This is a genomic window from Citrobacter sp. 21OH12SH02A-Citro, from assembly GCF_027919895.1.
GTDB lineage: Bacteria > Pseudomonadota > Gammaproteobacteria > Enterobacterales > Enterobacteriaceae > Citrobacter > Citrobacter braakii.
This window is the reverse complement of record NZ_CP114801.1, coordinates 4,687,274-4,707,529: the sequence shown is the minus strand read 5'-3', so window position 1 is coordinate 4,707,529 and position 20,256 is coordinate 4,687,274. Positions and strand designations below refer to the sequence as shown.

General features: G+C 52.0%; 20 protein-coding genes. 12 read left to right on the top strand and 8 right to left on the bottom strand.

All coding sequences use genetic code 11. The features are described 5' to 3' along the window. The first annotated feature begins 230 nt into the window (after nucleotides 1–230). Nucleotides 231–1,214 carry a 2-keto-3-deoxygluconate transporter gene (kdgT, locus tag O6D90_RS22625; RefSeq protein ID WP_016157899.1) on the top strand — a complete coding sequence of 328 codons (984 nt, stop codon included), beginning with the start codon at nucleotides 231–233 and terminating at the stop codon, nucleotides 1,212–1,214. A 41-nt stretch (nucleotides 1,215–1,255) separates the two neighbouring features. Here the strand turns inward: kdgT and O6D90_RS22620 are convergent, their stop codons facing one another. After that, nucleotides 1,256–2,152, bottom strand: a complete 897-nt coding sequence (locus O6D90_RS22620; protein ID WP_016157900.1) for a dihydrodipicolinate synthase family protein — start codon at nucleotides 2,150–2,152, stop codon at nucleotides 1,256–1,258. Between the two features lie 152 nt (nucleotides 2,153–2,304). Between O6D90_RS22620 and yiiM the strand changes: the two genes are divergently transcribed. From yiiM to O6D90_RS22600, 4 genes are all read left to right on the top strand, one after another. Beyond that, nucleotides 2,305–2,979, top strand: a complete 675-nt coding sequence (gene yiiM, locus O6D90_RS22615; RefSeq protein WP_016157901.1) for a 6-hydroxyaminopurine reductase — start codon at nucleotides 2,305–2,307, stop codon at nucleotides 2,977–2,979. 227 nt (nucleotides 2,980–3,206) lie between these two features. After that, nucleotides 3,207–3,911, top strand: a complete 705-nt coding sequence (locus tag O6D90_RS22610) for a GntR family transcriptional regulator (protein WP_032932211.1) — start codon at nucleotides 3,207–3,209, stop codon at nucleotides 3,909–3,911. Between the two features lie 8 nt (nucleotides 3,912–3,919). Next, nucleotides 3,920–4,876 carry a sugar phosphate isomerase/epimerase family protein gene (locus O6D90_RS22605; RefSeq protein ID WP_016157903.1) on the top strand — a complete coding sequence of 319 codons (957 nt, stop codon included), beginning with the start codon at nucleotides 3,920–3,922 and terminating at the stop codon, nucleotides 4,874–4,876. Nucleotides 4,877–4,994: 118 nt separating this feature from the next. Beyond that, on the top strand, nucleotides 4,995–6,245 hold the full coding sequence (locus O6D90_RS22600; protein ID WP_029139693.1) for an MFS transporter: 1,251 nt from the start codon (nucleotides 4,995–4,997) through the stop codon (nucleotides 6,243–6,245). Nucleotides 6,246–6,285: 40 nt separating this feature from the next. On the opposite strand, the gene cpxA is transcribed toward O6D90_RS22600, so the two are convergent. Beyond that, entirely contained in the window at nucleotides 6,286–7,659 is a 1,374-nt protein-coding gene (gene cpxA, locus O6D90_RS22595; RefSeq protein ID WP_016155210.1) for an envelope stress sensor histidine kinase CpxA, read from the bottom strand. Beyond that, nucleotides 7,656–8,354, bottom strand: coding sequence for an envelope stress response regulator transcription factor CpxR (gene cpxR / locus O6D90_RS22590; protein WP_006686193.1), 699 nt, complete (start codon nucleotides 8,352–8,354; stop codon nucleotides 7,656–7,658). Before cpxR ends, cpxA begins: the two co-directional genes overlap by 4 nt. Nucleotides 8,355–8,504: 150 nt before the next feature. Between cpxR and cpxP the strand changes: the two genes are divergently transcribed. The 6 genes from cpxP to O6D90_RS22560 all read left to right on the top strand — a co-directional run bounded on the left by cpxP (nucleotide 8,505) and on the right by O6D90_RS22560 (nucleotide 14,631). Next, a complete protein-coding gene (gene cpxP, locus O6D90_RS22585) occupies nucleotides 8,505–9,005 on the top strand; it encodes a cell-envelope stress modulator CpxP (protein WP_016155211.1) in 501 nt (166 codons plus the stop codon). A 147-nt stretch (nucleotides 9,006–9,152) separates the two neighbouring features. Beyond that, on the top strand, nucleotides 9,153–10,055 hold the full coding sequence (fieF, locus tag O6D90_RS22580) for a CDF family cation-efflux transporter FieF (RefSeq protein ID WP_016155246.1): 903 nt from the start codon (nucleotides 9,153–9,155) through the stop codon (nucleotides 10,053–10,055). A gap of 185 nt (nucleotides 10,056–10,240) precedes the next feature. Then, nucleotides 10,241–11,203, top strand: coding sequence for a 6-phosphofructokinase (pfkA, locus tag O6D90_RS22575; protein WP_003028778.1), 963 nt, complete (start codon nucleotides 10,241–10,243; stop codon nucleotides 11,201–11,203). A 206-nt stretch (nucleotides 11,204–11,409) separates the two neighbouring features. Further along, nucleotides 11,410–12,399, top strand: coding sequence for a sulfate/thiosulfate ABC transporter substrate-binding protein Sbp (sbp, locus tag O6D90_RS22570; RefSeq protein WP_016157904.1), 990 nt, complete (start codon nucleotides 11,410–11,412; stop codon nucleotides 12,397–12,399). A gap of 104 nt (nucleotides 12,400–12,503) precedes the next feature. Next, on the top strand, nucleotides 12,504–13,253 hold the full coding sequence (locus O6D90_RS22565) for a CDP-diacylglycerol diphosphatase (RefSeq protein WP_016157905.1): 750 nt from the start codon (nucleotides 12,504–12,506) through the stop codon (nucleotides 13,251–13,253). Nucleotides 13,254–13,326: 73 nt separating this feature from the next. Further along, complete coding sequence (locus O6D90_RS22560) at nucleotides 13,327–14,631, top strand: SLC13 family permease (RefSeq protein WP_271143229.1); 1,305 nt, start codon at nucleotides 13,327–13,329, stop codon at nucleotides 14,629–14,631. An 82-nt stretch (nucleotides 14,632–14,713) separates the two neighbouring features. Here the strand turns inward: O6D90_RS22560 and tpiA are convergent, their stop codons facing one another. Both tpiA and O6D90_RS22550 read right to left on the bottom strand, forming a co-directional pair. After that, complete coding sequence (gene tpiA, locus O6D90_RS22555; RefSeq protein ID WP_003028783.1) at nucleotides 14,714–15,481, bottom strand: triose-phosphate isomerase; 768 nt, start codon at nucleotides 15,479–15,481, stop codon at nucleotides 14,714–14,716. Nucleotides 15,482–15,592: 111 nt separating this feature from the next. Next, nucleotides 15,593–16,189, bottom strand: a complete 597-nt coding sequence (locus O6D90_RS22550; RefSeq protein WP_016155250.1) for a YiiQ family protein — start codon at nucleotides 16,187–16,189, stop codon at nucleotides 15,593–15,595. Between the two features lie 100 nt (nucleotides 16,190–16,289). On the opposite strand from O6D90_RS22550, the gene O6D90_RS22545 reads away from it, so the two are divergent. Next, nucleotides 16,290–16,721, top strand: coding sequence for a DUF805 domain-containing protein (locus O6D90_RS22545; RefSeq protein WP_016155251.1), 432 nt, complete (start codon nucleotides 16,290–16,292; stop codon nucleotides 16,719–16,721). 38 nt (nucleotides 16,722–16,759) lie between these two features. Here the strand turns inward: O6D90_RS22545 and fpr are convergent, their stop codons facing one another. The 3 genes from fpr to glpK all read right to left on the bottom strand — a co-directional run bounded on the left by fpr (nucleotide 16,760) and on the right by glpK (nucleotide 20,256). Beyond that, on the bottom strand, nucleotides 16,760–17,506 hold the full coding sequence (gene fpr / locus O6D90_RS22540) for a ferredoxin--NADP(+) reductase (protein ID WP_016157907.1): 747 nt from the start codon (nucleotides 17,504–17,506) through the stop codon (nucleotides 16,760–16,762). A 95-nt stretch (nucleotides 17,507–17,601) separates the two neighbouring features. After that, nucleotides 17,602–18,612 (bottom strand): class II fructose-bisphosphatase, encoded by a 1,011-nt coding sequence (gene glpX, locus O6D90_RS22535; RefSeq protein WP_016155253.1) that lies wholly within the window; start codon nucleotides 18,610–18,612, stop codon nucleotides 17,602–17,604. Between the two features lie 135 nt (nucleotides 18,613–18,747). Further along, nucleotides 18,748–20,256: a glycerol kinase GlpK gene (gene glpK, locus O6D90_RS22530; protein WP_016157908.1), complete on the bottom strand. Its 1,509-nt coding sequence runs from the start codon at nucleotides 20,254–20,256 to the stop codon at nucleotides 18,748–18,750.

Genomic DNA, 20,256 nt, shown 5'->3' with positions numbered 1-20,256 from the left:
ATGCTTTAACAAGCCCCTGCAAGCAATGCTTGTGGGGGTTTTTTTGTGATCAAAATCAATATAAAAACAATGATCCACTTAAATTGAAACAAGGTTTTATTATGCGAGTGGGATCACTTTTATAGTTTCTATGAATGTCTATCTTCGTTTCATCAAGACGGGCGCATCTCATAAGCAAGATGCAATCGCCCATAAAAATTGCCCCATTTTTATGTCTACAGGTGATGGAAATGCAGATCAAACGAACGATAGAGAAAATCCCAGGCGGCATGATGCTGGTGCCGCTTTTTTTGGGCGCGTTGTGTCACACCTTTTCCCCCGGCGCCGGGAAATACTTCGGCTCCTTTACCAACGGTATGATCACCGGTACGGTGCCTATTCTGGCGGTCTGGTTCTTTTGTATGGGGGCGTCGATCAAGCTAAGCGCCACCGGTACCGTGCTGCGTAAATCAGGCACGCTGGTCATAACCAAGATTCTGGTAGCGTGGGTGGTCGCGGCGATTGCTTCACGTATTCTGCCGGAACATGGTGTAGAAGTTGGTTTCTTCGCCGGGTTGTCTACGCTGGCGCTGGTGGCAGCCATGGATATGACCAACGGCGGGCTGTATGCCTCGATTATGCAGCAGTACGGCACCAAAGAAGAGGCCGGGGCGTTTGTCCTGATGTCGCTGGAGTCTGGCCCGCTGATGACTATGGTGATTCTGGGAACCGCCGGGATCGCTTCGTTTGAACCACACGTGTTTGTGGGGGCCGTATTACCGTTCCTGATTGGCTTTGCGCTGGGGAATCTGGACCCTGAGCTGCGGGAGTTCTTCAGCAAAGCGGTGCAGACATTGATTCCTTTCTTTGCCTTCGCACTTGGTAACACCATTGATTTGAGCGTGATTGCGCAGACCGGTGTACTGGGTATTTTGCTGGGCGTGGCGGTAATTATTATTACCGGTATTCCATTGATTATCGCCGATAAACTGATTGGCGGCGGCGATGGCACAGCGGGGATTGCGGCCTCCAGCTCAGCTGGTGCGGCGGTCGCTACGCCAGTGCTGATTGCTGAAATGGTTCCGGCATTTAAACCGATGGCGCCGGCAGCAACTTCCCTTGTCGCCACGTCGGTGATTGTAACCTCCATTCTGGTGCCGATTATCACTTCCATCTGGTCGAAAAGAGTAAAATCCAGGGCGGCGGAAATTGATATTCGTAGCGCCGTGAAGTAAGCCTCTTTTGCCGGATGGTCTGTTCCATCCGGCTTAACGATTTACGCTTTGACGACAAATACCTCATCGATGGTCCGACACTCACCCTCGTTCAACTCTCCGCCGGCATTTCGTGACACGCCGGTGCAATAGCCAAACTTACGCGATACCACGGTTTTGATGGTGGTGACGAAATCTTCGCCGATGGCGTAGATGGACATGTAGGTGCCAATCTGGTCCTGAATGTCGCGAAGTGCTGTCAGGTCGCCCTGTTTAAATGCTTCCCGTGCGCTGACAAACAGTTCAGGCATGACGTTGTTTAATCCTGAAATCACCCCCGCGCCGCCTGCCAGCAGGTTAGGAATGTAGTATTCGTCATAGCCGGACAACACGGCAAAATCCTCCCGTACGGCGCGGGTGGTCTGGATCATACTGCGAGTATGGGACTGGCAGTCGACGGTATCTTTAATGCCTGCGAAGTTGGGGAACTCGGCGGCGAGGGTGGCAACCAGTTCGGGCGTTAAATCGCAGCCAGTGCGCGCCGGAAAGTTATAGGCAAACCATTTACCGCTGAGCTTCTGCCCCAACTGACGGAAGTAGCTCAGCAGCTGTTTTGCCGTTTGCCCATAGTAGTAAGGCGGCAGGATCATCACGGCGTCGTAATCGGCGCGATACGCTTCCTGCGCCATCAACAGCATATCATTCTGGCAGGTGGATGAGACGTTGGCGACCATCTTCAGCGAGCTCATGGCGCGGGCCTCGCGGATCAGTAGCAACTTTTCTTCGAGCGTAAAGGAGGCAAATTCCCCGATGCTACCCATCAGCAAAATCACGTCGATTTTGGCCTCGGTAAGGCGTTTGAGATGCTGGCTCAGACCGTTAAGATCGATCTTGCCGTCATTATCCATTGGCGTAATGGAAGGACACCAGACGCCAGCAAATTGCGATTGACCAGTCACGTTGTTGACTCCTTATTTGAAATGATGTTTCAAAACCAGATTACATTGATAGCATGTGTCCCTAAGTTTCATGTGAACCGTGCTCTCATTTTGAGCGACTGGGGTAAAATAAATGTGGTGTAATGGGGGAAATTTATCGGGAGAGGGAACAGATGCGATATCCGGTCGATGTTTTTACAGGCAAGGTTCGGGACTACATGGGAAGCCGTCCCAGCGCGATTGCTAAGGTCCAGGTTGACGGCGAGCTGATGCTGACCGAACTGGGGCTGACGGGTGATGAACAGGCGGAAACGAAAATTCACGGTGGGCCGGATCGCGCGCTGTGCCACTATCCGCGTGAACACTATCAGCACTGGAGACAAGAGTTTCCGGAGCAGGCAGAGCGCTTTGTCGCGCCCGCGTTTGGCGAGAATCTCTCTACTCAGGGGCTAACGGAAGAGAATGTATTTATTGGCGACATTTTCCAGTGGGGAGATGCGCTGATTCAGGTCACGCAGCCGCGCTCGCCGTGCTTTAAGCTGAATTTCCATTTTGGCATCAGCGATATGGCTAGCCAGATGCAGGATGCAGGCAAGACGGGCTGGTTGTGCAGCGTCATCGCTCCAGGCCAGGTGTCGGCGGACGCGCCGTTGATCCTGGCTTCACGCGTCAGCGACGTCAGCGTGCAGGAGGCGATTGCCATTGCCTGGCATATGCCGTTTGATGACTCACAATATCACCGTTTACTCTCGGCTGCCGGGTTATCGAAAAGCTGGACCAGAACGATGCAAAAGCGTCGTTTAAGCGGCAAGAACGAAGACAATTCCCGCCGTTTGTGGGGAAAATAAAGCCATTCTGGCCATGCAATTAAATCAGGTGGTAACACCTGATTTGCCTCTCTCGTGGTTCTTATCTCTGCATACTAAAGCGGGTAAAAAACCTGCCTGTCACGCCATGTTTTCAGTCCATTCTTGATACCTGGCCCACAAAAAGAAACTCTGCGTTGAAAAAAAACTTGAGTATTTCCTGCACTCAAATATCTTAGCTTTAAATTGGTTTAAACCAGATGGGCAAGATGAAAAAGAAAAACAATGTTGATGTGCTTAGAGAGCGCTTTGAAAGCTGGTTAAACGAGAATAATTTGCCAGCGGGCTCTAAATTGCCTTCGGAGAGAGAGTTATGTGAGTTGCTGGATGCGAAGCGCATGACTTTACGTCAGGTTCTGATTGAGCTTGAGATCGATGCGCGTATCTTCCGAAAGAACCGCAGTGGTTGGTTTATTTCATCGAAGCGATTTATTTATAATCCCAAATCATTTTCCAGCTTTAATGCTGAAGCCTGTGCTCAGGGGCGCAAGCCTTTTTGGGGTTATTTAACCAAAGAAACGATTGCGACGGTTCCGCACCATGTTGATGATGTTTTTCTCTCCTCCGGTGATCGCTATTTAGTTACCGGTTGGTGTGGTCTTGATTCGCATAAAGTGTTTTACCATGAGTCCTATATTGATGCTGATGTTGCGCCAGGATTCATTAACAAATTGGGCAATCAGTCTTTTGCCAGCGTCTGGGAAGATGCGTTTGGTCATGCTTTAAATATCAAAGAAATGATTTTTAAACCGGTCAATATGCCAGAAGTGGCCTGCAAAGAGTTGGGCGTTGCGCCTAATACTTATGGAATTTTAGTAGAAAAACATCGGGCTACCCGAGATAAAAAAGTGGTTCAGGTTGATTTTGAATACTGGCGACTTGAATCTGTGGAACTTGTTATTCGTGATGAATGAGAAAAATAATGGGAAAATGCAACCAAGAACTTCTCGCTGAACGTGCGAGAAATATACCACTGTACCTACATGCTTATGCCTTTCATCTGAATATGCGCTATGAGAGAGTCCTTCCGGGCGATCTTCTGGATATTGCGCATCAGCAACAATTAAAGGGAGTGAAAATACATGTTGAGGATGGTGAGTCCCAATCGCTGCAGAAACTAAACGATCGGCAGTTGCACGATTTTAAAGAAAAGGCAAAAAAATATAACCTCGATGTACATATTGAAACGAGCGCATCGGACAAGGCGACATTGACGGATGCGATCCGTATTGCTGTGGCAACTGGCGCAACTTCAGTACGTTTCTACCCGCGCTATGAAGGACATCTCAACGATGTCATGGCAAAGATTGCCAATGATATTGCGTGGTTGTCTCAGTATGACGATTGCGGACTAAGCTTTACTATCGAACAGCATGAAGATCTGCAAGGCCATGAACTGGTGACGCTGGTTAATAATAGTGGAATGAAGAATCTCTCTATTCTGTTTGATTTTGGCAACATGATTAACGCCAATGAGCAGCCGCTTTCTGCGTTAGAAGTCATGTCCCCTCTAATCACTCAGGTGCATATCAAAGACGCAAAAATTATTAAAGAATGTAAAGGCTGGGGGCATGAGGCTTGTCGTTCAGGATACGGTGACTTACCAATGGAAGAGATGCTTAAGGCATTATTACTTTTAGGTGAGGATAAACCGCAAGTAAATGCTTTTGGTCTGGAAGAGGAAGTTGAATATTATGCTCCGGCATTTCGTTTTGATGATGAAGGTGATAATCCCTGGATCCCATGGCGCGATGCAAGCTATACGCCGCTGCCCGACAGTAACATGATTGATGCGCGACTGGCGCAGGAAAAAGAACATGCTCTTGCTCAAATAAAGTATATCCGTGATTTATGCGACAAGTTCACAAGTAATAAATAAACTTCTTTAAATATTATTAAATGCGAAAAGGGTTATGAAAATAACTCTCTTAATTTATTAGTTATATGATTTGATTTAAATATTTCTCTCAACAAGCAATGAGGGTTTAATTATGTTCATGAACAAATGGGCAAGGCTCTGTTTTTTAATTTTAGGCGGCGGCACAATATTCAAACTTTCAAGTATGAAAGATGTTTTCTATGTGCCAATGCAAAGTGACTGGGGTTTAACCAATACGCAAATTGGTTTAAGTTTTACTGTTTATACGATTGTTCAGACAACCGGGCTTTTTCTGTCGCTCTATATCGCAGACCGTTATTCCAAGAAAATATTATTACCATTTGGTCTGATCGGCGTTGGGCTATGCGGTTTATATTTGGCGACGCTACCGTCATTTACCGGTTATCTTATTTGCTTTGCCGCAATGGCGTTCTTTGCCGATGTGGTTTATTGGCCGGTGTTACTGAAAGCTGTGCGTCTGCTAGGTACGCAAGAAGAACAAGGGCGCATGTTTGGCTTTTTAGAAGCAGGACGCGGCGTGGTGGATGTTATCGTCGCTTCTGGCGCTCTGTTTGTTTTCGTCCAGTTTGGTGAAGGTAAAGCGGGGATGCAGGCTGGACTGCTGTTTTATACGCTAATTACGCTGGCTGCGGGCGTTCTCACTTACTTTATTGTCGATGATGACAAAGTGAAAGGCGGCGAGAAAACCAGTGCCAACATGGAAGTCTTAAAGGGTATCAAACATGTGTTGTCCTGCCCTAACGTCTGGCTGGCTTCTTTAGGGATTTTCTTCGTTTACGCCGCGTACTGTGGCCTGACTTACTTCATCCCATTCTTAAAAGATATCTACATGCTGCCGGTAGCGCTCGTCGGCGCGTACGGCATCATCAACCAGTATGCATTGAAAATGGTGGGAGGGCCGATTGGTGGGCTGCTGGCGGATAAGGTTGCTAAATCACCTACGGTTTACCTGAAGTGGACGTTTCTGATCTCTGCTGCTGCTATGGTTGTTTTTATGCTGTTGCCACATCAAACGATGAATGTGTATATCGGTATGGCGGCGACGCTAGGATTTGGGGCGATTATTTTCTCACAGCGCGCCATTTTCTTTGCACCAATGGATGAGATTGGTACCCCGCGTGAATATGCCGGTTCGGCGATGGCATTTGGCTGTATCATCGGTTATATGCCCGCCATGTTTGCGTATACGTTATACGGCTATTTACTGGATACCAATAGCGGCATCACGGGCTATAACTATGTTTTTAGCGTGATGATTGCGTTCAGCTTAATGGGCTTTATCTGTTCAACCATTCTGGTGAAGCGGATTAAAAAGCAAAAGCTAGCGGCTGCGACTGTGGCAGCATAATGTGAGAACTTTCCCGGTACGATGTTACCGGGGAAGCCTGTTAAGCGCGTTTATACAGCGGCAACCAAATTACCAGCCGCAAACCACCCAGCGGGCTGTCTTCGGCCTTCACCCAGCCACGATGCTGTTGGATTGCGGTTTCAACAATCGCCAGACCCAGACCTGTTCCGCCAGACTCGCGATCGCGCGCCTCATCGGTACGATAGAACGGACGGAAAATCTGTTCTCGGTCTTCAGGGCTAACGCCCGGGCCATCGTCGTCGACGGTGATGGTAATCCCATCGATATCCACCGCGAAGCCAACTTCAATCTGCGTGTGTGAATAACGCAGGGCGTTGCGCACAATGTTTTCCAGCGCGCTTTCCAGCGCATTTGGGTTGCCGTACAGCGGCCACGGGCCCGGCGGGAAATTCACCGTGAGTGATTTACCCATCTGCTCGGCTTCAAAGGCGGCGTTATCCAGCACTTCGCCCCACAGCTGATTGGCTTTCACCGTTTCACTGACCAGCGCGTTTTTCTGCTGATTACGTGACATCACCAGCAGGTCGTTGATCATGCTGTCCAGCCGATGTGCTTCTGTTTCAATACGCTCCAGCTCTTTGCTTTCACCGCTACGACGGCGCAGCAGCGCGGTGCCCAACTGCAGACGCGTCAACGGCGTTCTCAACTCGTGAGAGATGTCCGACAGCAGGCGTTGCTGCGAGGTCATCATTCGCTCCAGCGCCGTCACCATCTGGTTAAAGCTGGCGCCCGCCGCCAGAAATTCCTGCGGACCGGCTTCCAGTTCCGGATGCTGACGCAGGTTGCCCTGGGCCACTTCATCCGCCGCGTTTTTCAACTTACGCGCCGGTTTCGCCAGACTCCAGGCAAGCCAGAGCAATAGCGGAGAGCTGACTAACATGGTGACAATCAGCAACAACAGCGGTCGGTCGAACAACAGATTGATAAAGTCAGATTGTGAGCTGCTGGCAGGTCGAATGAGATACAGCTGGTAGTTATCTTCGCCGTCTCTGACGGAGAAAGGCCCGACCATCTCAACGCGACCGTATTTTTTCTTTTGCGGATGGTCGGCGTTATCGGCCTGACCAATAAAGTTACGAATGATCTGCATTTCGTTGCGTTCTGCGCCGATCACGCGTCCTTCCGTCGTAACAAGCAATAACCGCTGTCCTGGCGGCGCCCACTTGTCTATCGCCCGAAACAAGCGACGCCACCACATCAAATCGTTGGGTGGATCGTTCGCCAGTTCAGCTTCAACGTGTTGCTCAATCATCAACCCCTGGCGCTGCTCGCTGTCCAGTAGCTCGGTCATCTGGCGTGAATCAAGCTTGGGTAACATCAGTACCAACATCAACACCAGTGCCAGCGTCAACCAGAAGATGGCAAAGATGCGCGCGGTTAAGCTCCCTATCATGAAGCGGAGACCATCAGGTAGCCGCGACCGCGCAGGGTTTTAAACCACGGGTGTCCGTCTTTACGTTCTGGCAGCTTACGACGCAGGTTCGAGATATGCATGTCGATCGCGCGATCAAAAGGCGTCAGGCGTTTGCCCAGCACTTCCTGGCTCAGGTGTTCACGCGAAACCACCTGACCGAGATGCTGTGCCAGCAAATAGAGCAGGGTGAATTCGGTGCCGGTTAATTCCAGGGTTTGCCCGTCAAAGCTGGCTTCCTGGCGACCCGGATTAAGGCTTAACGCATCCACTTCCAGAGTCGGCGAACCGTTGTCGCTGTTCTGCTGCTGTTCGCTCCAGTGTGAGCGACGCAAAATAGCGCGGATGCGCGCGACCAGTTCACGGTCGTTAAACGGTTTGGGTAAATAGTCGTCCGCGCCCAGCTCAAGGCCAAGTACGCGATCCAATTCGCTGCCGCGAGCGGTCAGCATGATTACGGGTGTCTGGTGTGTCTGACGAAGTGCTTTCAGCGTATCAATGCCATTTTTCTTCGGCATCATGACGTCGAGCAAAAGTAAATCGATGCTGTCATCCAGAAGCTCAAGCGCCTGTTCCCCATCATAGGCAACCAGCACATCGAAACCTTCCATTTCGAGCAACTCCTTTAACAGGGAAGTCAGCTCTCGGTCATCATCAACTAACAGGATTTTATTCATTGTTTACGTACCTCCGAGGCAGAAATTACGTCATCAGGCGTCGCTAATCTATGACTTTACGTTGTTTTACACCCCCTGACGCATGTTTGCAGCCCGAATCGTAAACTGTCTCTCGTTGAATCGCGACAGAAAAGATTTTGGGAGCAAGTGATGGGCAAAGTTACCGCTGCCGTCATGGCCTCAACGCTGGCACTGAGTACTTTAAGCCATGCAGCTGAAGTCGTCACAGGCGATCACTGGCACCTGGGTGAAGGCTCCGCGCAACGTAGCGTTCAGAGCCACATGTTCGACGGTATCAGTTTAACCGAACATCAACGTCAACAGATGCGAGATTTAATGCAGCAGGCAAGACACGAACAGCCTCCTGTTAATGTTAGCGAAATGGAGACAATGCATCGCCTTGTCACCGCAGAGAAATTTGATGAACGCGCTGTGCGCGCTCAGGCAGAAAGAATGGCGCAAGAACAGGTTGCCCGCCAGGTTGAAATAGCCAAGGTTCGCAACCAGATGTATCGCCTGTTAACGCCCGAGCAGCAAGCGGTTTTAAATGAGAGACATGAACAACGAATGGAGCAACTGCGCGACGTAGCGCACTGGAAAAAAAGCTCATCGTTGAATTTATTGAGTAGTAGCAACTCACGTTCCCAGTAGTAACCCTGTTTTCCTTGCCATAGACACCATCCCTGTCTTCCCCCACATGATGTGGGGGTTTTTTTTGCCCAAAATTTGTCACTCGGTTATTGCCTGACTGTTTTACTTCATCCGTTATACTAGCGGCATATCCTGGCAGGAGTGTTTATGAATCAAACCTATGGGCGGCTGGTTAGCCGGGCGGCAATCGCGGCGACCGTGATGGCATCGCTGTTACTTTTGATCAAAATTTTTGCGTGGTGGTACACCGGATCGGTCAGTATTCTGGCAGCGCTGGTGGATTCTTTGGTGGACATCGCCGCGTCGTTAACCAACCTGTTGGTGGTGCGCTATTCTTTGCAACCGGCCGATGATGAACATACGTTCGGACACGGAAAAGCGGAATCGCTAGCGGCGCTGGCGCAAAGCATGTTTATTTCCGGTTCGGCGCTGTTTTTATTCCTGACCGGGATTCAGCATCTCATCCAACCCACGCCAATGAAAGATCCTGGCGTCGGGGTGGTTGTCACCATCATTGCGTTAGTGTGTACAATCATTCTGGTCTCGTTTCAGCGCTGGGTGGTGAAGCGCACGCAAAGTCAGGCCGTTAGGGCGGATATGCTTCATTATCAGTCTGATGTTATGATGAACGGTGCAATTCTCGTGGCGCTTGGGCTGGCATGGTACGGCTGGCATCGCGCAGATGCCTTGTTTGCGCTCGGGATTGGCATCTATATTTTATATAGTGCATTACGCATGGGTTATGAGGCGGTACAGTCTTTGCTGGATCGCGCGTTACCCGATGAAGAACGTCAGGAAATTATTGATATTGTGACGTCATGGCCTGGAGTCAGCGGCGCTCACGATCTTCGCACGCGGCAGTCAGGGCCGACCCGCTTTATTCAGATTCATTTGGAAATGGAAGATAATCTGCCGCTCGTTCAGGCGCATTTAGTGGCTGAACAGGTAGAGCAGGCAATTTTACGGCGTTTCCCGGGATCGGATGTCATCATTCATCAGGATCCCTGTTCGGTCGTACCCAAGGAAGGCAAGATGTTTGAGCTTTTATAATTCGTTGTAAAAAAAGTGAACCGGGCCAGCATTTTGTGTATAAATTACCACCATTTGGCCTGACCTGAATCAATTCAGCAGGAAGTGATTGTTATACTATCTGCATATTCGTTGGATCGTTTCGATATGCGGAATCGACTTCCGGCAGCAGATTTCATTTTGCATTCCAAAGTTCAGAGGTAGTCATGATTAAGAAAATCGGTGTGTTGACAAGCGGCGGTGATGCGCCGGGCATGAACGCAGCAATCCGTGGTGTTGTACGTGCAGCGTTGACGGAAGGGCTGGAAGTCATGGGGATCCATGATGGCTACCTGGGTTTGTATGAAGACCGTATGGTTCAACTTGACCGCTACAGCGTGTCCGACATGATCAACCGTGGCGGTACATTCCTCGGTTCTGCCCGCTTCCCGGAATTCCGCGACGAAAACGTGCGTGCCGTGGCTATCGAAAACCTGAAAAAGCGTGGCATTGACGCACTGGTTGTTATCGGTGGTGATGGTTCATACATGGGGGCAAAACGCCTGACTGAAATGGGCTTCCCATGCATCGGTCTGCCGGGCACTATCGACAACGATATCAAAGGCACCGACTACACCATCGGTTATTTCACCGCTCTGGGTACCGTAGTCGAAGCGATTGACCGTCTGCGGGATACCTCTTCTTCTCACCAGCGTATTTCCATCGTTGAAGTGATGGGCCGCTACTGTGGCGATCTGACTCTGGCGGCTGCCATTGCTGGTGGCTGTGAGTTCGTGGTGGTTCCGGAAGTGGAATTCAGCCGTGACGATTTGGTTGCTGAAATCAAAGCAGGCATCGCGAAAGGTAAAAAACACGCGATTGTGGCGATCACTGAGCACATGTGTGACGTTGACGAACTGGCGCATTACATCGAGAAAGAAACGGGTCGTGAAACGCGCTCAACCGTACTGGGTCACATCCAGCGTGGTGGTTCTCCGGTGCCTTACGACCGTATCCTGGCGTCCCGTATGGGCGCATATGCCATTGAACTGCTGTTGGCCGGTCACGGCGGTCGCTGTGTAGGTATTCAGAACGAGCAACTGGTTCACCACGACATCATCGACGCGATTGAAAACATGAAGCGTCCGTTCAAAGGTGACTGGCTGGACTGCGCGAAAAAACTGTACTGATTGTTTTTTCCGCGCCTGATGGCGCTAAGCGCATCAGGCCTACAGGTTGCAAAGACTTGTAGGCCTGATGAGCCGCTAACCACCATTCGGCACAATTCCCCGCATTTATTCCCCCAAGTTATAGCAAATCTTTTTTTATTCTTTAATGTTTGGATACCTTTCTGGCACGCTTTGCTCATCACAACACCACATAAGAGAGCTGGGCGATGAACAAATGGGGCGTAGGGTTAACATTATTGCTGGCATCGACCAGCCTTCTGGCAAAGGATATTCAGTTACTTAACGTATCGTACGATCCAACGCGTGAACTGTACGAGCAGTACAATAAGGCCTTTAGCGCGCACTGGAAGCAGGAAACGGGCGACAACGTCGTGATCCGCCAGTCGCATGGCGGTTCGGGTAAACAAGCGACCTCCGTCATTAACGGTATTGAAGCCGATGTCGTGACGCTGGCGCTGGCTTACGACGTGGATGCCATTGCTGAACGTGGTCGTATCGATAAAAACTGGATTAAGCGTCTGCCGGATAACTCCGCGCCATACACCTCCACCATCGTTTTCCTGGTCCGCAAAGGCAACCCCAAACAAATTCATGACTGGAACGATCTGATCAAACCAGGCGTGTCGGTCATTACACCAAACCCGAAAAGCTCAGGCGGCGCACGCTGGAACTATCTGGCGGCATGGGGCTACGCCTTGCACCACAACAACAACGATCAGGCCAAGGCACAAGACTTCGTGAAGGCCCTGTATAAGAATGTTGAAGTGCTGGACTCCGGTGCGCGTGGCTCAACCAATACCTTCGTTGAGCGCGGTATCGGTGATGTGCTGATCGCCTGGGAAAACGAAGCCCTGCTGGCGACAAACGAGCTGGGCAAAGACAAATTCGAGATAGTGACGCCGAGTGAATCTATCCTCGCGGAACCGACCGTTTCCGTGGTCGACAAAGTCGTGGAAAAGAAAGACACCAAAACGGTGGCGGAAGCCTACCTGAAATATCTCTACTCACCGGAAGGTCAGGAAATTGCAGCGAAAAACTACTATCGTCCGCGTGATGCAGACGTTGCGAAGAAATACGAAAATGCATTTCCGAAGCTGAAACTGTTCACCATCGACGAAGAGTTTGGCGGCTGGACGAAAGCGCAGAAAGAGCACTTCTCTAACGGTGGTACGTTTGACCAGATCAGCAAGCGCTAAATAAGTCTGTGATTTACCGACCCGGTGGCATAACGCGACCGGGTTTTTTATTTGTCATGGTTTTGCGTTACTCTTGCCCTTCAATGAGATACAGGGAACGCGTAATGAAAAAAGCAGGCTATCTTTTACTGGCGGTGATTGTAGTCGCCGCTGCTGCAGGTATCGGGTACTGGAAATTCACCGGTAACCCGGACGCATTACGCCAGATTGTTCTTCAGCAATGCCTGCCGCACCAGTTGCAGCAGCAGGATCCCACGCCGTGCGCCGAAGTGAAGCCGGATGCCGGATATGTGGTGTTCAAAGATCGTAACGGCCCACTGCAATACCTGTTGATGCCGACCTGGCGCATCAACGGAACGGAAAGCCCGCTGCTGCTGAAATCAGGTACGCCGAACTTTTTCTGGCTGGCCTGGCAGGCGCGCAGCTTTATGAGCCAAAAATACGGTCAGGAAATCCCTGACAAAGCGGTATCGCTGACCATTAACTCGCGTAGCGGGCGTACGCAAAATCATCTGCATATTCATATCTCCTGCCTGCGAACCGATGTCAGAAAACAGCTGGATGACAATCTGGCGAAAATCAGCACTCGTTGGCTGCCATTACCGGATGGGCTGCGCGGTCATGAATATCTGGCGCGTCGCGTCACGGAAAATGAATTGGCGCAACGCAGCCCGTTTATGATGCTGGCAGAAGAGGTGCCGGATGCGCGTGAGCACATGGGCAGCTATGCGCTGGCGATGGTGCGTCAGAGCGATGAGTCCTTTGTCCTGCTGGCGACCCAGCGCAATCTGTTGTCGCTCAATCTCGCCTCCGCTGAGGAAATTCAGGATCATCAATGTGATATTCTGCGTTAACCCCACCTAATCTGGCATTTACTCCGCATGTCTGTCCCCGTATTCTTGTTGAAAAAAACAACAGGAGACAGGCATGTCGCTCTGGCTTACACACCCTCTGTTTATCCCCTCTCTGGTGATTGGCATTACCATCCTGCTCTGGGCTACGTCGCTACTGCCGGAGTTTATAACGGCGCTGCTGTTCTTTGCCGTAGCAATGGTCGCCAAAATCGCCCCTGCGGATGTGATCTTTGGCGGATTTGCGTCTTCGGCATTCTGGCTGGTCTTTAGTGGTTTTGTGCTGGGTATCGCGATTCGCAAAACGGGGCTGGCGGACAGGGCGGCGAGAGCGCTGTCATCGCGATTGACCGATTCCTGGCCGTTAATGGTGGCGAGCGTGGTGCTGCTCAGTTACGCGCTGGCGTTTGTGATGCCGTCCAATATGGGGCGTATTGCGCTGCTGATGCCGATTGTTGCCGCAATGGCGAAGCGTGCCGGAATTAACGAGGGTACGCGCGCCTGGTATGGTCTGGCGCTGGCCGTCGGGTTTGGGACGTTCCAGCTTTCCGCGACCATTTTACCCGCTAACGTGCCCAATCTGGTAATGAGCGGCGCGGCGGAAGGCTCTTACGGCATCCACCTCAATTATCTTCCCTATTTGCTGCTGCATACGCCGGTTCTGGGCTGGCTTAAAGGCGCGGTGCTCATCATGCTTATCTGCTGGCTGTTCCCTGGCAAGCCCCACGCACCGCGCGATCTCACGCCAGCGGAACCAATGAGCCGGGATGAAAAACGCCTGGCCTGGATGCTAGCAGTGGTGCTGCTGCTGTGGGTAAGTGAAAGCTGGCACGGTATAGGGCCTGCGTGGACCGGGCTGGCGGCGGCGGTTATCACGCTGCTACCACGGGTTGGTTTTATCAATGGCGACGAGTTTTCCTCCGGGGTAAATATCAGGACCTGCATTTACGTGGCGGGGATTCTGGGGTTGACAATTACCGTTACCCAGACCGGCATTGGCAATGCAGTGGGCGAGGCGCTGTTACAGGTGATGCCGCTGGATGCGGAAAAACCATTTACCAGCTTTCTCGCGCTGACCGGCATTACCACCGCACTCAATTTTATTATGACGGCGAACGGCGTTCCGGCGCTGTATACCACTCTGGCGCAAAGTTTTGCCGATGCGACTGGGTTCCCGCTGCTGTCGGTAATTATGATTCAGGTATTGGGGTATTCCACACCGCTACTGCCGTATCAGGCTTCGCCGATTGTGGTGGCGATGGCGCTTGGGAAAGTGCCTGCGAGGGCGGGGATGCTGCTGTGTATCGCGCTGGCGACGGCAACATATCTGCTTCTTCTGCCGCTGGATTATCTGTGGTTTAGCGTGTTGGGTAAGTTGTAAAAAAAAGCCCGGTAGCGCTAACGCTTACCGGGCCTACAGTCTTGGAGGACGGGTCAGCGAAGCGCTACCCGCCTCAACAGCATTACGCCTGTTTAGCCGCTTCTGCTGCTTTAACGATGACCGCGAAGGCATCTGCTTTCAGAGAAGCACCGCCAACCAGCGCGCCATCGATGTCCGGCTGAGCGAACAGTTCTGCTGCGTTAGCTGCGTTTACGGAACCGCCGTACTGGATGATAACTTGTTCAGCGATTTTCGCGTCAGCTTTAGCAATGTGGTCACGAATGAATTTGTGAACAGCCTGAGCCTGAGCAGGAGTTGCAGATTTACCGGTACCGATAGCCCATACTGGTTCGTAAGCGATAACGACGCCTTCGAATGCTGCCGCGCCCTGAGTTTTCAGAACGGCGTCGATCTGACGTGCACAGACTTCTTCAGTTTTGCCCGCTTCGTTTTCTGCTTCGGTTTCACCGATGCACAGAACCGGAGTCAGACCTTGTTCTTTCAGCACGGCGAATTTTTTAGCGATCAGCTCGTCAGACTCTTTGTGGTAAGTACGACGCTCAGAGTGACCGATAATGATGTACTGCGCGCCGATATCTTTCAGCATTTCAGCACTTGTTTCACCGGTAAATGCGCCAGACAGGTTCAGGTCAACGTTCTGCGCGCCCAGGATAATGTGGCTACCGGCAGCGGCGTGTTTCGCCAGGTCGATATACATTTCCGGCGGAGCGATTGCTACTGCACAGCCAGCAACGCCAGCCAGTTCTTTACGCAGATTAGCAACCAGTTCGTTTACCATGTGGCGGCTGCCGTTCAGTTTCCAGTTACCCATCACTAAAGGATGTCGCATTTCATTTCTCCACGCTTGTCAGCGAATTAAGGAATATGGCCGCCCGTCAGGGCAGCATGGTCTGTGAAACAGTATAGAGATTCGTCTGCGGAAAGGCTTTGCTTTTTGTCATCAATTCGCCTTCTCAAGACTTTCTGATAGTGCCAGCTTAATCGGTTCAACAGCGAAGGTCAGCCCTTTTTCACCGTTATCTGCCACAACATAGCGAATTGCGCCTTCTGTTTCGGCGTAATAGTGTTTACCTTTGCCGGCAGCGAGCAGTTTTTGCAGCTTTTTCTGGCTCTGCTCTTTCGTCAGTAGCGGCGCGACGGTACGAATGACGGCGGTCATGTATTCCAGCGCTTTCGCTTTGGCCGCCTTTTGTTCTGGTCCCTGAATCGGCAACCAGGTTATCTGCATACTTTTGATTTTTAGCGTGCCGCGCTCAAGGGCGGAGGACGCATACAGGTTTTCATTGATTTTACTGGCCGCGCGGGTGAGGTTTGCTCGATCGCGGCTGCTGTCGATGGCGCGGAACTCATTCAGGATAAGCTTCGGATTCTGCGTATTAAAGTTTTCGCGAAACTGGCTAATCGACAGGTCAAAGGTCGGCGCACCCGCCAGTAAATAGGGGGCCGTGGTTGCCGTCGATGGCTCTTCCGCCCGTGCCGCAACGCTCGCGGTGAAGGCTGAAAACAATAATAAAAACAGTGTAAATCCTTGCTTCATCAATCGTACCTTTCGTTATGACTGCTCACGATTAAAACGGTAACTGTCGGGCTTGTCAAAAGGGTAAACTGTTCTGGAAGGTAATAATAAAGGAACTTACATGACCATACAGCAGTGGTTATTCTCATTTAAAGGGCGCATCGGGCGCCGTGATTTCTGGATTTGGATAGGTCTGTGGATCGTCGGAATGCTGGTTTTGTTCTCGCTGGCGAGCAAGCAATTACTCGATATTCAGACTGCGGCATTTTGTCTGGTTTGTCTGCTATGGCCGACGGCGGCAGTGACGGTAAAACGCCTGCACGATCGGGGACGTTCTGGAGCGTGGGCGCTGCTGATGATTTTGGCGTGGATGCTGCTGGCCGGAAATTGGACGATGTTACCCGGCGTCTGGCAATGGGCGGTTGGTCGCTTTGTTCCGACGCTCATTCTGGTCGGCATGCTCATCGATCTGGGCGCGTTCGTTGGCACCCAGGACGAAAATAAATATGGTAAGGATACGCAGGACGTAAAGTACAAAGCCGAGCGCCAGTAGTTGTCGACCGGAGAAGCGCAAGCGCCTCCCGGCAACCCTCACCAGTAGTGTTCAGCAGTCATATGGCCCGGTCGACGGCGCAGGTGTTTGGTCATCTGCCGGGTCTCTTTCAGCAGTTGCTGCGTGTCGCGTACCATTTGTGGATTTCCGCACAGCATCACATGGCTGGTTTCTTTATCCATTGGCAGCCCTACCGCCTTTTCCAGTTCACCGCTTTCAATCAGCGCCGGTACACGCCCGGTCAGCGAATCTACTGCTGTCTCACGGCTAACAACCGTCTGGATGCGTAATTTACCTTCGTAGCGCTTTTCCAGCGCCTGCATCAATGGCAGGTAGCTCAAATCGGCGGCATAGCGTGCGGCGTGGACCAGCACCAGATTTTTAAAGCGACCCAGATCTTTGCCTAGTTGCAGAATCGACAAATACGGGCCGATAGCCGTGCCGGTTGCCAGCATCCATAGCGTTTCGCAATCAGGGACTTCATCCAGCACGAAGAATCCAGCGGCCTCACTCACCACCTGAACTTCATCGCCAGGCTTTAGCGCCGCCAGTTGAGGGCTGAGTTTGCCGTCGGGAACTGTCACCAGATAAAATTCTAAGTCGGGGTTATCGGGCGCATTCACGTAGGAATAGGCGCGCTGGACGCGCTCACCGTCGATCTCAAGGCCAAGCTTGGTGAACTGACCTGCAGTGAAAGGAAGAACCGGAGCTCGCACGGTCAAACTAAACAGGGCATCGGTCCAGTTCTGCACCTTTGTGACTTTGCCTGTTACCCAATCTGCCATGGTTTTCTCCTGTCTGCTTTGATTGCCTTATCTTCGTTCGTTGGACGAAAGATTTCCAGCCCGGATGGGCTGGAAGGCTCTATTGATCAAATCAATTACAGGATGTGCGCCTGCACATCGGGATCTTTGCGATCGAGGTAGTGAATCGACTGAATGCGGCGGATCGTGCGTGATTTGCCGCGGATCAACAGCGTTTCGGTGGTTGCGATATTGCCTTTACGGCTAATCCCTTCCAGCAGATCGCCTTTGGTGATGCCGGTAGCGGAGAAAATGACGTTGTCGCTGCGCGCCATTTCATCCAGACGCAGCGCTTTGCCCGCTTCAATGCCCATCGCGGTGCAGCGGGCCAGTTCCTGTTCGCCAATACGACGGTTCTCTTCGCTGTCGCCTTTGACGTCATGGCGCGCCAACAGTCGGCCCTGCATGTCGCCGTCCAGCGCGCGGATGACGGCCGCGGAAACCACGCCTTCCGGTGCGCCGCCAATACCGTACAGCACGTCAACTTCGCTGTCAGGCATACAGGTCAGAATCGAGGCCGCAACGTCGCCGTCAGGAATGGCGAAGACGCGCACGCCCAGTTTCGCCATCTCTGCAATAACCTCGTCATGGCGTGGTTTTGCCAGGATGGTGACGGTCAGGTCACTCAGTGGTTTGTTCAGCGCGGCTGCAATGTTTCGTAGGTTGGTTTCCAGTGACAGGTTCAGGTCGATGGACCCTTTTGCGCCAGGGCCGACAATCAGCTTTTCCATGTACATGTCTGGCGCGTTCAGGAAACAGCCTTTATCTCCTACAGCCAGCACCGCCAGCGCATTCGCCTGGCCCATTGCCGTCATACGCGTGCCTTCGATAGGATCGACGGCGATGTCGACCGCATCACCGTGGCCGGTTCCGACTTTCTCGCCGATAAACAGCATCGGCGCTTCATCAATCTCACCCTCGCCAATCACGATGGTGCCGTCGATGTTGACCTGGTTGAGCATAATACGCATGGCGTTCACCGCCGCGCCATCAGCGGTATTTTTATCGCCGCGGCCCAGCCATTTATAGCCAGCCAGCGCGGCCGCTTCGGTCACGCGTGAAAATTCAATGGCAAGTTCTCGTCTCATTGCAAACTCGTAGCTGAAAGGAATGGCGCGAAGTGTAGCACAGGGGAGGGGACTAGATTATTGATGTGTGTGCGGGGTTGCCCCCGCACGAAGATATTGCCGGACAAGGTAACGTCGCCATCCGGCAATGACGAATTACTCGTCGTGATCTTCCCACGCCATGGCGCGTTTGACCGCTTTTTTCCAGCCGCTGTAACGGAAATTACGCTCGGTGGTTTCGATGCCCGGGCGGAATTCACGCTCGATGACCGCTTTCTCCTGCAGTTCATCCAGATTCTGCCAGAAACCTACTGCCAGACCGGCAAGGTACGCAGCACCCAATGCGGTGACTTCGCGGACTTCCGGGCGCTCAACGCGCGTGCCGAGAATATCGGACTGGAACTGCATCAGGAAGTTGTTGGCGACCGCACCGCCATCAACGCGCAGGGCGTGCAGGCGAATACCGGAGTCAGCCTGCATCGCTTCCAGTACGTCGCGGGTCTGGTAAGCGATAGACTCAAGCGTTGCGCGGATGATGTGGTTGGAGTTTACGCCACGGGTCAGGCCGAAGATGGCTCCGCGTGCATACGGGTCCCAGTACGGTGCGCCAAGGCCTGTGAATGCCGGAACGACGTATACGCCGTTGGTGTCTTTCACTTTGGTGGCGAAATATTCAGAGTCGAATGCATCGCTGATGAGTTTCATTTCATCGCGCAGCCACTGGATGGATGCGCCAGCCATAAATACCGCACCTTCCAGCGCGTAGTTCACTTCCCCGGTCGGTCCACAGGCGATGGTGGTCAGTAGTCCATTTTCGGACTTAACGGCTTTCTCGCCAGTGTTCATCAGCATGAAGCAGCCGGTACCGTAAGTGTTTTTCGCCATCCCTTCCTTCACGCACAGCTGGCCAAACAGAGCGGCCTGCTGGTCACCGGCAATACCGGAGATAGGAATACGAATGCCGCCTTTACCACCGATGTTGGTCTGGCCGTACACTTCAGAAGAACGACGCACTTCTGGCAGCATTGCACGCGGAATATCCAGCGCATCCAGCATCGTGTCATCCCAGTCCAGGGAGTGGATGTTGAACAGCATGGTACGAGAGGCGTTGGTGTAATCCGTTACGTGTACGCGTCCCTGCGTCATTTTCCAGATAAGCCAGGTGTCTACCGTACCGAACAGCAGTTCGCCGCGACGAGCGCGCTCACGTGAGCCTTCTACGTGGTCGAGGATCCACTTCACTTTAGTGCCGGAAAAGTACGGGTCAATTACCAGACCCGTGTTATTACGGATGTACTCTTCCATACCGTCGCGCTTGAGCTTTTCGCAGATATCCGCGGTACGACGACACTGCCACACAATTGCGTTATAGATAGGTTTACCGGTCTCACGCTCCCAGACGATGGTGGTTTCACGCTGGTTGGTAATACCGATCGCTGCAATTTCATCGGAACTGATATCGGATTTCGCCAGAACTTCTACCAGCGTGGAGCTTTGGGTCGCCCAAATTTCCATTGGGTCATGTTCTACCCAACCTGCTTTCGGGTAGATTTGCTCGAATTCGCGCTGTGAAACGCTAACGATATTCGCATCGTGGTCCATTACGACCGCGCGGGAGCTGGTGGTGCCCTGGTCGAGCGCAACGATATATTTTTTTTCAGTCAT